Annotated in this window: 11 protein-coding genes; 8 read left to right on the forward strand and 3 right to left on the reverse strand. The window is 66.7% G+C overall.

The genetic code is table 11. The annotated features are described in order from the left end of the window. Positions 1 to 4: 4 nt before the first annotated feature. The 5 genes from ACQY78_RS14535 to ACQY78_RS14555 all read left to right on the forward strand — a co-directional run bounded on the left by ACQY78_RS14535 (position 5) and on the right by ACQY78_RS14555 (position 6812). Positions 5 to 568: a regulatory protein RecX gene (locus ACQY78_RS14535; RefSeq protein ID WP_428676190.1), complete on the forward strand. Its 564-nt coding sequence runs from the start codon at positions 5 to 7 to the stop codon at positions 566 to 568. Positions 569 to 601: 33 nt separating this feature from the next. Continuing rightward, positions 602 to 952: an arsenate reductase (glutaredoxin) gene (gene arsC, locus ACQY78_RS14540; RefSeq protein WP_428676192.1), complete on the forward strand. Its 351-nt coding sequence runs from the start codon at positions 602 to 604 to the stop codon at positions 950 to 952. 4 nt (positions 953 to 956) lie between these two features. After that, entirely contained in the window at positions 957 to 2624 is a 1668-nt protein-coding gene (locus ACQY78_RS14545) for an adenylate/guanylate cyclase domain-containing protein (protein WP_428676194.1), read from the forward strand. A 61-nt stretch (positions 2625 to 2685) separates the two neighbouring features. Further along, positions 2686 to 3162: a tetratricopeptide repeat protein gene (locus ACQY78_RS14550; protein WP_428676195.1), complete on the forward strand. Its 477-nt coding sequence runs from the start codon at positions 2686 to 2688 to the stop codon at positions 3160 to 3162. 128 nt (positions 3163 to 3290) lie between these two features. Further along, the gene (locus tag ACQY78_RS14555; protein WP_428676197.1) at positions 3291 to 6812 is read left to right on the forward strand and encodes an indolepyruvate ferredoxin oxidoreductase family protein; all 3522 of its coding nucleotides are present in this window, start codon (positions 3291 to 3293) and stop codon (positions 6810 to 6812) included. Positions 6813 to 7041: 229 nt separating this feature from the next. Here the strand turns inward: ACQY78_RS14555 and ACQY78_RS14560 are convergent, their stop codons facing one another. After that, the gene (locus ACQY78_RS14560) at positions 7042 to 7638 is read right to left on the reverse strand and encodes a YqgE/AlgH family protein (protein ID WP_428676198.1); all 597 of its coding nucleotides are present in this window, start codon (positions 7636 to 7638) and stop codon (positions 7042 to 7044) included. A 166-nt stretch (positions 7639 to 7804) separates the two neighbouring features. Between ACQY78_RS14560 and ACQY78_RS14565 the strand changes: the two genes are divergently transcribed. The 3 genes from ACQY78_RS14565 to ACQY78_RS14575 all read left to right on the forward strand — a co-directional run bounded on the left by ACQY78_RS14565 (position 7805) and on the right by ACQY78_RS14575 (position 9786). Beyond that, the gene (locus tag ACQY78_RS14565) at positions 7805 to 8287 is read left to right on the forward strand and encodes a peroxiredoxin (RefSeq protein WP_324505020.1); all 483 of its coding nucleotides are present in this window, start codon (positions 7805 to 7807) and stop codon (positions 8285 to 8287) included. A 68-nt stretch (positions 8288 to 8355) separates the two neighbouring features. Continuing rightward, positions 8356 to 9225 (forward strand): shikimate dehydrogenase family protein, encoded by an 870-nt coding sequence (locus ACQY78_RS14570; protein ID WP_428676200.1) that lies wholly within the window; start codon positions 8356 to 8358, stop codon positions 9223 to 9225. A gap of 150 nt (positions 9226 to 9375) precedes the next feature. Next, on the forward strand, positions 9376 to 9786 hold the full coding sequence (locus ACQY78_RS14575; protein ID WP_428676202.1) for a hypothetical protein: 411 nt from the start codon (positions 9376 to 9378) through the stop codon (positions 9784 to 9786). A 17-nt stretch (positions 9787 to 9803) separates the two neighbouring features. Here ACQY78_RS14575 and ACQY78_RS14580 read toward each other — a convergent pair whose 3' ends face one another. Beyond that, positions 9804 to 12689 carry a PAS domain S-box protein gene (locus ACQY78_RS14580; RefSeq protein ID WP_428676203.1) on the reverse strand — a complete coding sequence of 962 codons (2886 nt, stop codon included), beginning with the start codon at positions 12687 to 12689 and terminating at the stop codon, positions 9804 to 9806. Positions 12690 to 12725: 36 nt separating this feature from the next. Next, positions 12726 to 13532 carry a response regulator gene (locus tag ACQY78_RS14585; protein WP_428676204.1) on the reverse strand — a complete coding sequence of 269 codons (807 nt, stop codon included), beginning with the start codon at positions 13530 to 13532 and terminating at the stop codon, positions 12726 to 12728. Between the last annotated feature and the right edge of the window lie 2 nt (positions 13533 to 13534).

Genomic DNA, 13534 nt, shown 5'->3' on the forward strand with positions numbered 1-13534 from the left:
TGCCGTGAAGCGCACCGCCTCTCCGATCACGGCGAAGTATCTCCAGAACGCCGCCGTGTTCTATCTCGAGCGGTACGCCAGTTCGGCCGAAGGACTGCGACGGGTGTTGCGGCGGCGGGTCTCCAAGGCCCGGCTGCTCGACGCGCCGGTGATGGACAATGTCGATGAGGCCATCGAGGCCGTCGTCCAGAAATTCGTATCGGCCGGCCTGCTCGACGACAGGGCCTTCGCCCAGACCAAGGCGCGATCCCTGCACCGCCGCGGCCTGTCGGGCCGGCTGACGCGCCAGCGCCTGCAGGTCGCGGGCGTCGGCCGCGAGGACGTGGACAAGGCCATGGAAGCGCTCGACGACGAGCTGGGCACCGCTCCTGCCGAACGCGAGATGCAGGCCGCCCTGGCCTTTGCCCGCCGGCGCCGGCTGGGCCCCTGGCGCATGAAGGACCGCGAGGCCAACAAGGCGCGCGACCTCGCCTCGATGGCGCGTGCAGGCTTTGCCTACGCACTCGCCCGCAAGGTCGTCGAGGCGGCCGATCCCGATGCACTGACGGGCGCTCTGGACGAAACCTGAACGGCTCGCCATGGTTCGGCCAACGAGGACCGCATGACCGTCACGATCTGGCACAATCCGCGCTGCAGCAAGTCGCGGCAGACTCTCGACCTGCTCCGGAGCAACGGCGTGGAACCGGCCATCCGCGAGTATCTCAAGGAGCCGCCCGGCAAGGCCGAGGTCGAGAAGCTGGTGGCGCAGGTCGGCGGCGATCCGCGCGAGCTGATCCGCGACGGAGAGGCCGAATTCAAGGCGCTGAAGCTCAGGAAGGCCGACCTCACCAAGGCCCAGATCGTGGATGCGATCGCCGCGCACCCCGTCCTGCTGCAACGTCCGATCGTCGTGAAAGGCAATAACGCCGCGATCGGCCGCCCGCCCGAGGCGGTCCTGCCTCTCCTGAAATGACGCCATGACCGGACGGCTTCGCCTCTGGTCGGGCTACGTCCTCTTCTTCTACGTCGTCACCCATCTCCTCAATCATGCGCTCGGCCTCGTCTCGCTGCGCGTCCTCGAGGAGGGACGGCACTGGTTCGCCTTCGTCTGGAGCAATCCGGCCGGCCAGACCCTGCTCTACGGGGCGCTGCTGGGTCACTTTTTTCTCGCGCTGTGGTCGCTGTACCGGCGGCGCGCGCTGAAGCTGTCGCGCTGGGAATGGGCGCAATGGATCCTGGGCGGAGCGACCATCCCGCTGGGTGTGATCCATGTCGCGGGCACACGCCTCGCGGCGGATCTCTACGGCGTCGAGTCGGGATATCCGTGGGTGCTGGGAACGCTCGTCGCCGGCGGCTGGACGGGCATCCTGCGACAGTTCTCCCTGCCGCTCGTCGTCTGGATGCATGGCTGCATCGGCCTGCACTTCGCGCTGCGCCTGAAGCCCTGGTACCGCGACTGGCTGCCGCTGCTCTACGCCCTGGCCCTCCTGATCCCCGCAGCCAGTCTTGCCGGTGCCGCGGTCGCGCTGCGCGACGTCGCCGAGCTGGCGCAGCGTCCCGGCTTTCTCGAAGCGCTGTTCGAGCGCGCCCGTATTCCGACGCCCGATCAGGTCGCCCACCTCTATTCGATGTCGGCCGGGCTCGAGTACACGGCGCTCGCTTTGCTGTTCGCGGCGATCGCCGCCCGGCCCTTGCGGGATCTCTGGGAACGGCGCGCCGGCGTGGTGCGCCTCGACTACGGCGAACGCCGCAGCGTGACGCAGCCGGCCGGCCTCTCGATCCTCGAGATGAGCCGGGTCGCGGGCATTCCCCATGCCTCGGTCTGCGGGGGTCGCGGCCGCTGCTCGACCTGCCGTGTGCGCATCACCGGCGACGACCGCCAACGGCTGCCACCGGCCTCGCCGGAGGAAGCGAAGGTGCTGGCGCGCATCGGCGCTCCGGCCAATGTCCGGCTGGCCTGCCAGCTGCGCCCGCCGCCCGGTCACTACCGGGTGGCGCTGCTGCTGCCGGCCGCCGCCGGCCCGGTCGAAGCCTATCGCCGGCAACCCCAGGCGCATGGCGGCGAGCGCTACATTGCGGTTCTCTTCGCCGACATCCGCGGCTTCACGACGATTTCGGAAGGCAAGCTCCCCTACGACGTGGTGTTCCTGCTCAATCGTTACTTCCGCGCCACGGGGCAAGCCGTCGAAGCCGCGGGCGGACGTCTCGACAAGTTCATCGGCGACGGGGTGATGGCGATCTTCGGCCTCAACCAGGAACCGCAGGTCGCGTGTAGGCAGGCGCTCGATGCGGCACGGCGCATGGCGCTGGCCCTCGCCGATCTCAATGAAGCGATGTCCGGCGATCTCGACCAGCCGCTGCGCATCGGCATCGGACTTCATGCCGGGCCCGCGATCGTGGGCGAGATGGGCTATGCGCGCGCCGCCCAGATCACCGCGATCGGCGACACGGTGAACACCGCAAGCCGTCTCGAATCGCTGACCAAGGAGTTCGCCGTCGAGCTCGTCGTGTCGCAGGAGCTGCTCGACCGCGCCGGCATCGATCTCGGCGAGGTGCCCCGCCACGAAGTCGAGATCCGCGGCCGGCAGGGCCGGCTTTCCGTTCGCGCGATCGCGAAGACGATCGATCTCACGGCAATGTCATAAGATGTTCGTTGTCCAAAGCGCAGACCGGGCGACAATCCCGAGACCTTCAGGAGGCAATCCCATGCGCGCTCTTTTCCTCGCCGCCGCACTGGCCGTGGTGACCGTTGGCCCGTCGCTGCCCGCGCAGGCGGCCGGCGGAACCGCGGAACCGGCCAAGCCGGTCGACGCCAACTACACGCGCGCCAAGGCGATGATCGAAGCGAAGGACTACAAGGGCGCGCTGCCGCTGCTGCAGCAGGTCGTGGCCAAGGATCCGAAGAATGCCGATGCCTACAACCTGATGGGCTTCGCCACACGCAAGTCGGGAGATCCCAACGCTTCGCTGCAATACTACCAGCAGGCGCTTTCGATCGATGGCCGCCACATCGGCGCCTACGAGTATCTCGGTGAGGCCTACCTGATGCTGGGCCGCCTGCCGGAAGCCGAGCAGCAGCTCGCCCGGCTCGACTCGCTCTGCACCTTCGGTTGCGCCGAGTACCGCCAGCTCAAGGCCGCCATCGCCGACTACAAGGCGGGCAAGCGGCCGGCGACGAACTAGACGACGGACCGGGGGAGCGAAATTCGGAACGGCGGAAGGCCTCGATAGGCTTTTCCGCCGACGGCAGGTCCCGCTATGCTGCGGCGGATAAACGCCCATTCACGCCGCCGCATCGGAGGGCTCCCGCGATGAGCACCGTCACCCCAGTTCCGCTCGTTTTCGGCGACTACACCCTCGAGGATCGCTACCGGCTGGGCAAAGGCCGCGTCTACATGACCGGCATCCAGGCGCTGGTGCGCCTGCCGATGATGCAGCGCCAGCGCGACCTCGCGGCCGGCCTCAACACCGGCGGTTTCATCTCCGGCTATCGCGGCTCGCCGCTCGGCATGTACGACAACGCACTGTGGGGCGCGAAGCGCTACCTGAAAGAGAACAACATCCACTTCCAGCCCGGCCTCAACGAGGATCTCGCGGCGACGTCGGTGTGGGGCAGCCAGCAGACCAACCTGTTCCCCGGCGCGACCGTCGATGGCGTCTTTTCGATCTGGTACGGCAAGGGCCCCGGCGTCGATCGCTCGATGGACGTGCTGAAGCACGGCAACGCGGCCGGCACCTCGCCGCATGGCGGCGTGATCGCACTGGCCGGCGACGACCATGGCTGCCAGTCCTCGACGCTGCCGCACCAGAGCGAGCAGGTCTTTGCCGCGGCGATGATTCCGGTCGTCAATCCGGCAACCGTCCAGGAATATCTCGACTACGGCATCCTGGGCTTTGCCCTGTCGCGCTACTCGGGCTGCTGGGTCGGCTTCAAGGCGATCTCCGAGACGGTCGAGAGCGGCGCCTCGGTGTGGGTCGATCCCGAACGCATCCAGATCGTGATGCCGACCGACTTCCAGCTGCCGCCAGGCGGGCTGGGTATCCGCAATCCCGATCCGCCGCTCGAGGCCGAGAAGCGCCTGCACGGCCCGAAGATGGCGGCGGTCGCCGCCTTCGTGCGCGCCAACGGCTTCGACCGCACCGTGATCGAACCGACCCAGACCGGCACCAAGGCCCGCATCGGCATCATGACGACCGGCAAGGCCTATCTCGACACGCGCCAGGCGCTGGAGGATCTCGGCATCGACGACGCGCGCGCCCGGGCGCTCGGCATCCGCCTCTACAAGGTGGGCGTCACCTGGCCGCTCGAGGCCGAAGGCGCACGCCGCTTCGCCGAAGGCCTGCAGGAAGTGATCGTCGTCGAGGAGAAGCGCTCTAACCTCGAGGACCAGCTTCTGCGCATCCTCTATCACCTGCCGGCCGACCGCCGCCCGGTGGTGATCGGCAAGGCCGACGAGAGCGGCCGCATCATCCTGCCGAGCGAGGGCGAGCTCACGCCGACCGGCGTGGCCATGGTGATCGCCGGCCGCCTGATGAAGCATGAAGGCGAATCGCCCGAGCTGCGCCAGCGCCTCGCGCGCCTCGAAGGCAAGGAGAAGCTGCTGTCGGCGCCGCCGCCCAAGGTCGCGCGCACGCCGTTCTTCTGTTCGGGCTGCCCGCACAATACCTCGACCAAGGTGCCCGAGGGCAGCCGTGCCATGGCCGGCATCGGCTGCCATGGCATGGCGATATGGATGCCCGAGCGCCGCACTTCGCTGATCTCGCACATGGGCGGCGAGGGCGTGGGCTGGGTCGGCCAGGCGCCGTTCCATTCCGACAAGCACATCTTCCAGAACCTGGGCGACGGCACCTATTACCATTCGGGCCTGATGGCGATCCGCCAGTCGGCCGCCGCCGGCGTCAACATCACCTACAAGATCCTGTTCAACGACGCGGTCGCGATGACCGGCGGCCAGCCGCATGACGGGCCGCTGACGGTTCCCGAGATCACGCGTCAGGTCGAGGCCGAGGGCGCCAAGAAGGTGATCGTCGTCACCGACGAGCCCGACAAGTACCCGATGAACGCCGGCTTCGCGCACGGCGTCACGATCCGCCATCGCGACGAGCTCGACGCCGTGCAGCGCGAGCTGCGTGAAATTCCGGGCCTCACCGTCCTGGTCTACGACCAGACCTGCGCCGCCGAGAAGCGCCGCCGCCGCAAGCGCGGCACCTTCCCCGACCCCAACAAGCGCGTCTTCATCAACGACGCGGTCTGCGAAGGCTGCGGCGACTGCTCCGAGAAGAGCAACTGCGTGTCGGTGAAGCCGCTCGAGACCGAGCTCGGCCGCAAGCGCCAGATCGACCAGAGCAATTGCAACAAGGACTTCTCCTGCGTGAACGGCTTCTGCCCGAGCTTCGTGTCGGTGCATGGCGGCGCCCCCGCCAAGGCCCGCCGCCGCAAGCTCGAGGTCGTCGCCGAGGATCCCTTCGCCTCGCTGCCGATGCCGACCCTGCGGCCGCTGAGCGAAGCCTACGGTATCCTGGTGACAGGCATCGGCGGCACCGGCGTCATCACCGTCGGCGCCCTGATCGGCATGGCGGCCCATCTCGAAGGCAAGGGCTGCACGGTGCTCGACTTCACCGGTCTTGCGCAGAAGAACGGCGCGGTGATGAGCCATGTGCGGCTGGCGCCCAAGCCCGAGGATCTCCACGCCGTTCGGATCGCCGCCGGCGGCGCCAATCTGGTGCTGGGCTGCGACATGGTCGTGGCTGCCTCGCCGGCCGCGCTGTCACGCATCGAGCAGGGCGTGACCAAGGCCGTGATCAACGGCCATGTCCAGCCGGTCGCCGCCTTCGTCATGAACGGCGACATGGATCTCGGCGCCGAGTCGATGATGAAGGCGATCCGCGACGCCGCCGGCGACGAGGCCACCTCGTTCATCGACGGCACCGGACTCGCCACGGCGATCCTGGGCGATTCGATCGCCACCAACCTGTTCATGCTGGGCCATGCCTGGCAGAAGGGCCTGGTGCCGCTGTCGTTCGAGGCGCTGATGCGCGCCATCGAGCTGAACGGCGTCGCCGTCGAGAGCAGCAAGCGCACCTTCGACTGGGGCCGCCTCGCCGCCCACAATCTCACCGCCGTGCAGGCAGCCGCCAAGCCCGCGCTGCGGATCGAGAAGCCGGTCGCGCGCACCCTGCCCGAGATCGTCTCCCGGCGCGTCGAGCTGCTCACCGCCTATCAGGACACGGCCTATGCAGAGCGCTATCGCAAGCTGGTCGACAAGGTTGCCCGGGTCGAGAAGGACAAGGCGCCAGGCCGCCGCGGCCTCGCCGAAGCGGTCGCCAAGTCGCTCTACAAGCTGATGGCCTACAAGGACGAGTACGAAGTCGCCCGCCTCTACAGCGACGGCGAGTTCCACAAGAAGCTGCGCCAGCAGTTCGAAGGCGACTACACGCTGACCTTCCATCTGGCGCCGCCGCTGTTCGCCGACCGCGATCCGACGACGGGCGAACTCAAGAAGAGCGAGTTCGGCGCCTGGGTGATGCCGGCGTTCCGCCTGCTCGCGTCGCTGAAGCGCCTGCGCGGCGGCCGGTTCGACATCTTCGGCTACAGCGAAGAGCGGCGCATGGAGCGTCGCCTGATCGGCGAGTTCGAGGCGACGGTCGAGACGCTGCTGGCCAGGCTCGGCCAGGACAACCATGCCCTCGCGGTGCAGATCGCGTCGGTGCCGGAAACGATGCGCGGCTTCGGTCACGTGAAGGAGAAGAACGTGAAGGCCGCCAAGGAACGCGAAGCGTCGCTGCTCGCTGCCTACAAGAGCCCCGCCAGCCAGTCGATCGCGGCCGAGTAGGGCGCCGCCGAGTAGTCACTCGGCGCGAGGACGGGACGCCCGCACTCCCTATAAGGGGTTGGGGAAGGAACGCGGACGTCCCGGGTACGCATGCCGGCCGCGAAGGGAGGCAAGCGGTCGACATCCTGCGCCTATAGGCCCGTTAGCCTGGGGAAGGTAAGCGCAATCGGGGCGCGAGTACGCACACCTCATTACTCGGAATGCATAGAAGCGCTTGAACCCTGAAAGCTCAGGCGCGTCCGGACTGGGGAGAGAAGGAGGCGAGATCGAACTTGGCGCCGGGTCCGCCGCGGCCCAGCCGGTCGAGCGCACGCTGCCACTTGGCGGCGAGATCAGCGTCGAACACCAGTTCCGCATCGCCGTCGACCACCAGCCAGGCGTTATCCTGCATCTCGCGGTCGAGCTGGCCGGGCGCCCAGCCGGAGTGCCCCAGGGCAAGCCAGGCATTCTTCGGCCCGGTGCCGCCCGCCATGTCCTTCAGGATCTCGAGCGAAGCGGTGAGCGCCAGGCCACCATCGATCAGCAGGGTCTCGTCGCGCTTGTAGTCGGCCGAGTGCAGCACGAGGCCGCGCGAGGTCTCGACCGGGCCGCCGAACAGGACCGGCCAGTCAGCGGCCGTCTTGGACACCTCGATCCCGAGCTGCTTGTAGACCTGGCCGAGTGGCAGGTCGTCGACCTTGTTGTTCACGATTATTCCCAGCGCACCATCGTCATCGTGCTTGCAGATGAACACGACGCTCTTCTGGAAGCGCTCGTCCGGCATGGACGGCGCGGCCACCAGGAAGCGGCCAACCAATGTGGCGGCAGGAGAGCTGGACCCGGGCATGTGCAATGATCTCCCATATCCATGGGGATTGTCCGGCTAAAGTTCAAGCAGCCAGCGCCCCCATCTTCCCGATAACGGGCCTTCCATGGACAAAAACCCAACCCCGGCCTAGGGTCCGCCAGTTCGCAAAGGCCGCGGTTTGGCGGCGTATATTAAGGAGCTAATAATGGCGAAAGTCGGCGACAAGGTCCCCAGCGCCACGCTGCGCACCATGGGTCCCGAAGGCCCCAAGGCCGTGACCACCGAAGAGCTTTTCGCACCGGGCAAGAAGGTCGTCGCCTTCGCCCTGCCGGGCGCGTTCACCCCGACCTGCTCGGCCAAGCATGTGCCGGGCTTCGTCACGGAGTTCGACAAGCTGAAGGCCAAGGGCATCGACACGATCGCCTGCATCTCGGTCAACGACGCCTTCGTGATGGGCGCGTGGGGCAAGGACCAGAAGGCCGAAGACAAGGTGATGATGCTGGGCGACGGCAACGGCGAGTTCACCCAGGCGATGGGCCTGACGATGGACGGCTCGAAGTTCGGCCTCGGCACGCGCAGCCAGCGCTATGCCATGGTCGTCGAGGACGGCGTCATCAAGCACCTGTTCGTCGAAAAGCCGGGCGCCTTCGAGGTTTCCTCGGCCGAATACGTGCTGAAGAATCTCTAGCGTCGGGCATTCTGCACGACCAAGATCGACGGCGGAGCGCAGGCTCCGCCGTTTTCTTTTGGGGGCCCATGAACCCGACAGACCCGACGCTCTTCAATGGCCTCTTCCAGGTCAACGGCGCCACACGCCTCTACGGCACGATCGGCGATCCCATCCGTCAGCTGCGCATGACCGGCGTGATGCCCCAGGTGTTCGCCGCCACCGGCGTCAACGCCGTCTGGTTGCCCTTCGAAGGCGGCCCCGATCTGCTGCCGCTGATGCTCGAGGCGCTGGCCAAGATGCGCAACCTGGGCGGTTTCACCGTCACCATCCCGCACAAGACCGCCATGCTCGACCTGATGGGCCGCGCCACGCCGCGCGCGCTGGCGGCCGGCAGCGTCAATCTGGTGCGGCGGGACCCTGACGGAGTGCTGGCCGGCGACAATGTCGACGGCCTGGGCTTCGTGCGCGGACTGGAGGCGCAGGGGCATCGCGTAAAGGGCGCCAGCGTCTGGCTGGTCGGCCTCGGCGGCGCCGGCGGCGCCATTGCGGCCGCGCTGTGCGAAGCCGGCGTCGGCCGCCTGCTGGTCACCGAGCTCCAGCAAGCGCGCGCCGACAAGGCGATCGACCGGCTGCTGAACCACTATCCCGACGTGCCTGTCGCGGAGGTCGGAATGCCGCCCAAGGGCATCCACATCGCGATCAACGCGACGGCGCTCGGCCTGCGCCCCGACGACCCCCAAGCCTTCGACCCGATGACGCTCGATCCCGACGTCGTCGTGGCCGACGTGATCATGAGCCCGGTCGAAACGCCGCTGCTGAGGCGGGCCCGCACCCATGGTCGACGTATCCATCACGGCCGGCACATGCTCGATCATCAGGTGCCGCTCTACCTCGACTGGTTCGGCATCGACACCAAGGGCATCGACATCATCCGGCTGGTGCGCTCGATCGGCTGAATGGTCGGCCCACCGCCGCGCATTAGCCCCGCCCGCCCCCGCAACTGTCGCGCGAGGTCACTCCCGGCGGCACATCCGCACGGGACTCTGCCGCCCCCTGGCCCTACAGTACTGCTCCGACTGTACGCTGCACCCTCAGAGAGGGGCATGATGGCTCATACGATCCGCTTCAATAGAGACCTGGGCGTGATCGTGCTACGCGCCAAGCAGAGCATGGATATCGACGAGCTCGAACAGTCGTTCGCCGAGCTCGTGAATCTCCCCGGCTTCAAGGAGGGGCTCAGTCTCATCTTCGACTTCAGGGGAAGCACGACACCTCTGACCTCTGCCGATCTGCGGCGGCTGGCCATCTACGCGGAACGGACAGATGCGCGATGGGGCAATACCAGATGGTCATTCCTCGCCGCGACCGACGTAACCTTCGGGCTGAGCCGCATGTTCATGGCCCTCACCGCCAAGCATCAAGTCGAAACACACGTCTTTCGCACGCTGGTGGAGGCCAACGACTGGCTGGGTCTCGGGATGGAAATCGAACAAATCCTGAGGCGGACTCCCGACTGATTGCAGGCGTGCGAGCCTCAGATCAGGGCTGAATCGAGGGCCTCGCGCACATGCTTCGCCAGGTCGTGCTTGCGGAACGGTTTGGTCAGAAGATTGGACGCCTTGGTCCCTTCCGCATAGCCGGACATGAAGGCGACGGCGGTTCCAGGCCAGCGGCGTGCCACCTGTTCGGCAAGAGCCTTGCCACTCAAAGGTCCGGGCATCACGATATCGGTGAGGAGAAGGTCGTAGGGCGTTTTCGCGGCGTCGAACGCAGCCAGCCCGGCCGCACCATCGGCGGCCTCCGCGACCTCGTATCCCAGACTCCTGAGCTGTCGCGCCACGTCTTCACGAACCTGGGGCTCGTCCTCGACGACCAGGATTCGCTCGCTGCCCGTCAGCAGGGTGCCGGCACCGGGCGCAGCGGCCAACTCGACGGCGCCGTCGCTGCGCGGCAGGTAGAGATTGACGGTGGTGCCCCGCCCGACTTCGCTCTTGATCCCGATGGCGCCCCCGGACTGCTTGATGAAGCCGTACACCATGCTGAGACCAAGGCCGCTTCCCTTCCCCACATCCTTCGTCGTGAAGAAAGGCTCGAACACCTTGGCCAGCACGTCCGCCGGCATGCCGGTCCCGGTGTCCGTTACGCTCAGCCTCACATAGTCCCGGGCGTCGATGTCGGGATTCTCCGGCTCGACACCGGCCTGGTAGGCGATGTTTCTGGACTGGATGAACATCCTGCCGCCGCCGGGCGTCGCATCCCGCGCGTTGACGCAGAGATTGATCAGCGCCGTCTCGAGCTGGGCGCGGTCGATATCGACCGGCCACAGGTCGGCGGCGAGATCGACAACGAACTCGATATGGCGGCCCAGCGTGCGTCGCAACAGTTTGCCCGTGGTGACGACCAGGTCATTGAGATCGGTCGCCTTCGGATTGAGGGCCTGCTTGCGGGAAAAGGCCAGCAGCTGACTCGTCAGCTCCGCCGCCCTGAGCACCGCCTTGGCGATCTGCTCCAGACGCGCCTTGACCCGCGGATCCAGGCCTTCCTCTTCCTGGACCTCGTCGGTGTTGGCGAGGATGACCGTCAGGAGATTGTTGAAATCGTGGGCGATGCCGCCGGTGAGTTGTCCGACGACTTCCATCTTCTGAGCCTGGCGAAGTTGCTCTTCCGCCGCTTCGCGGGCCTGCTCTGTCCGGAGACGCTCCCCCACATCGGTGACGATAGTCAGGGCCGCCGCCCTGTGCTGGTACTCGATCAGCCGCACTGCCATCTCGACCGACATCAGGCTTCCATTGCGCCGACGATGGCGCACGCCCTGCACGACGGTCGTGACGTCGGCCGAGAAATCGCGGCGCCGACGCGTCATCGCCGGCCGATCTGCCGGGACGTAAAATTCCTCGGCTGTCAGGGCGAGCAATTCGTCCCTCGACCGGCCATAGAGCTTCACGGCCGCATCGTTCGCCGCCAGCACACGAAGCGTCTCGCGGTCGGTCACTAGAGCGGCGTAGGGGGCGGCTTCGAACAGGGTGCGGTAGCGCTCCTGCGTTTCGCGCAGCTCCTCCTCGGCGACCTGGCGCTCCTGCTCCGCCCTGATCTGGCCCGTGATGTTCTGTGTCATGACCAGGGTCGCAGGGACGTTGCCGAACCGGATCGGCCGCGATCTCAGTTCGACGTCCATGATCGTGCCATTCTTCCGCCGGTGCCGCTGGCCAGTGACGATGCGACCACGGCTCGAGCCGCTCGCTTCGTGAATGGCCCCCTCCTCCAGCACGTTGCCCGGAGCGTAGAAATCGCTCGCCGACATCCGTAGCGCTTCCTCCCTCGACCACCCGTATTCCTGCAGCGCTGCATCGTTCACCGCGAGCAAAGCGCGTGATGCGCGGTCGAGAACGGCCATGGGATAGGAATTCGCGTCGAACAGCATGAGATATCGGTCCTCTTCGGCGCGTCGGGCATTCCATTCGGTGACCAGCCACATGCCGAGGGCGCACAGCGTCGCCAGCGAGACCGCCCATCCGGCGGCGGCGAGGCGGGCGATGTGGCGCCAGGGTTTGAGCGCCTGATCCGCCGTCTGCATCACGGTAATCACGAATCCGGGAAAGTCGGCAAGCCGACGGAAGGCGACCAGGCGGTGCTCGCCGTCGACGCCGCTCGCAATCTCGAAGGTGCCCTGCATCGCTCCCCCGCTCACCCGGCGCATGAGTTCCGGACTGAAGGTCGTGCGGCCAATGTCCTGCTCGGCGAAGGGGCTACGCATGATCATCGCACCGTCGATCCGCCACAGCGCCGTCGACTGACCCTTGATCGTTCCTTCCACGGTCCAAACCCGATCGAAGAAGTGCGGGTTCACGGACGCAAGGATGACACCGGCAAACTCTCCACTGGGCAGGCGCACGCTGCGGGAGGCGGGAAGCAGCCATTCCCCTGTCGCGCGAGAGCGAACCGGTGTTCCGAGCTGGAAGCGAAGGCCGGGGCGGCTCCGGCTGTCGATGAAGTAGGCCCTGTCCGAGAGGTCGAGACCTACGACGTCTCTCTCGCTGCTGAAAAGAACGTGGCCCTCGCTGTCGAGTACCGTGACCGCGCTCAGGAAGGGTCGGCTCTCGATAAGGCGCCGCAGTTCGGCGCTCAGCGAAGGCATATCGCCGAGAGCGGAGCGCATCGCGGGCAGAAGTTGCGCTTCGAGTCCCTCCAAGGTCTGCTCGACGTTCTGGAAGGTGCGTGCCGTCTGTTCGTCGCTGAGCTGGGCGAAGGCCTTCAGGGTATTCTGACTGGCGACGACGACATCCGCTCGGAGTTGCTGCAGGATGACGGCGACCACCGCCGCGCTCATGACGGCATAGGTCGCCAACATCAGGACGATGCGCGTTCGGAACGAAAGCTCCCGGCCCAGCACCGAAAGGGCCCGCCGAATGCTTGTTGCCAATGTATTGCCTGCAGGCCCTTGGGGTGCCCGGAGCGATTATCGTGCCGGGTCGGACTCGTTCGACAGCGCCTCGCTCACGCTCTGCGCGAGCTGGTGTTTGCGATAGGGCTTTGCGAGGACCTGGGTGCCTTCGTCGAGCTTGCCATCTCGCACGAGCGCGACTTCGAAGTAGCCGGACGTGAACAGCACCTTGATCCCGGGGCGGAGCCGGCGTGCTTCCACCGCGAGCTGGCTTCCGTTCATGCCGCCGGGCATGACCACGTCCGTCAGCAGCAGGTCTATGTCGCCGGGTCCGGTCAGAATATCCAGAGCCGCCGCAGCGTCAGCGGCGGCGATGACCCTGTAGCCAAGGCTGGTGAGTTGAGCGTCGATCGTCTCCAGGATCTGTGCATTGTCGTCGACCACGAGGATTCTCTTTGGACGCGGCAGGGTGATCAACTTTCCCGAGGCTGCCAGCGTCGGCGCCGTTCGAGGGAGGCCGGTGGGTTCGCGAATCAGCATGCCGTAGCCCATGAGAGTCTTGTCGACGGCATGAAGCGGGATCAGCACGGTTTGGGCTTCGATCTCGGTTCCGTCCCGGCGGACCCGCCGACCCGTGTGCTCGTAGCGACCGTGGGCTGCCGCTTCTTCCCGCCCCATCGCCGGTTTGGTCGCAGCTTCCTCCGCCGCATAGAGAAGCGACACATTCCGGCCAACGACTTCCTGGGAGGCGTACCCCATCAGCCTGCTGGCCCCGGCGTTCCAGCTCAGGATGGTCCCGTCGATGTCGAGGAGACAGAGGGCGTAGTCAGGCAGTCCGTCGACGAAGAGTTCGAACAGCCCAGCGCGATCCAACTCTTTCATAG

Origin of the sequence: Reyranella sp. (assembly GCF_965279625.1) — a bacterium.
In the GTDB taxonomy this organism is placed as follows: Bacteria; Pseudomonadota; Alphaproteobacteria; order Reyranellales; family Reyranellaceae; genus Reyranella.

Excerpts from the sequence above, each read along its gene's own strand:
- arsC (WP_428676192.1), top strand. The coding sequence starts at position 602 with ATGACCGTCACGATCTGGCACAATCCGCGCTGCAGCAAGTCGCGGCAG.
- ACQY78_RS14545 (WP_428676194.1), top strand. The coding sequence starts at position 957 with ATGACCGGACGGCTTCGCCTCTGGTCGGGCTACGTCCTCTTCTTCTAC.
- ACQY78_RS14570 (WP_428676200.1), top strand. The coding sequence starts at position 8,356 with ATGAACCCGACAGACCCGACGCTCTTCAATGGCCTCTTCCAGGTCAAC.
- ACQY78_RS14560 (WP_428676198.1), bottom strand. The coding sequence starts at position 7,638 with ATGCCCGGGTCCAGCTCTCCTGCCGCCACATTGGTTGGCCGCTTCCTG.
- ACQY78_RS14575 (WP_428676202.1), top strand. The coding sequence starts at position 9,376 with ATGGCTCATACGATCCGCTTCAATAGAGACCTGGGCGTGATCGTGCTA.
- ACQY78_RS14555 (WP_428676197.1), top strand. The coding sequence starts at position 3,291 with ATGAGCACCGTCACCCCAGTTCCGCTCGTTTTCGGCGACTACACCCTC.
- ACQY78_RS14565 (WP_324505020.1), top strand. The coding sequence starts at position 7,805 with ATGGCGAAAGTCGGCGACAAGGTCCCCAGCGCCACGCTGCGCACCATG.
- ACQY78_RS14550 (WP_428676195.1), top strand. The coding sequence starts at position 2,686 with ATGCGCGCTCTTTTCCTCGCCGCCGCACTGGCCGTGGTGACCGTTGGC.
- ACQY78_RS14585 (WP_428676204.1), bottom strand. The coding sequence starts at position 13,532 with ATGAAAGAGTTGGATCGCGCTGGGCTGTTCGAACTCTTCGTCGACGGA.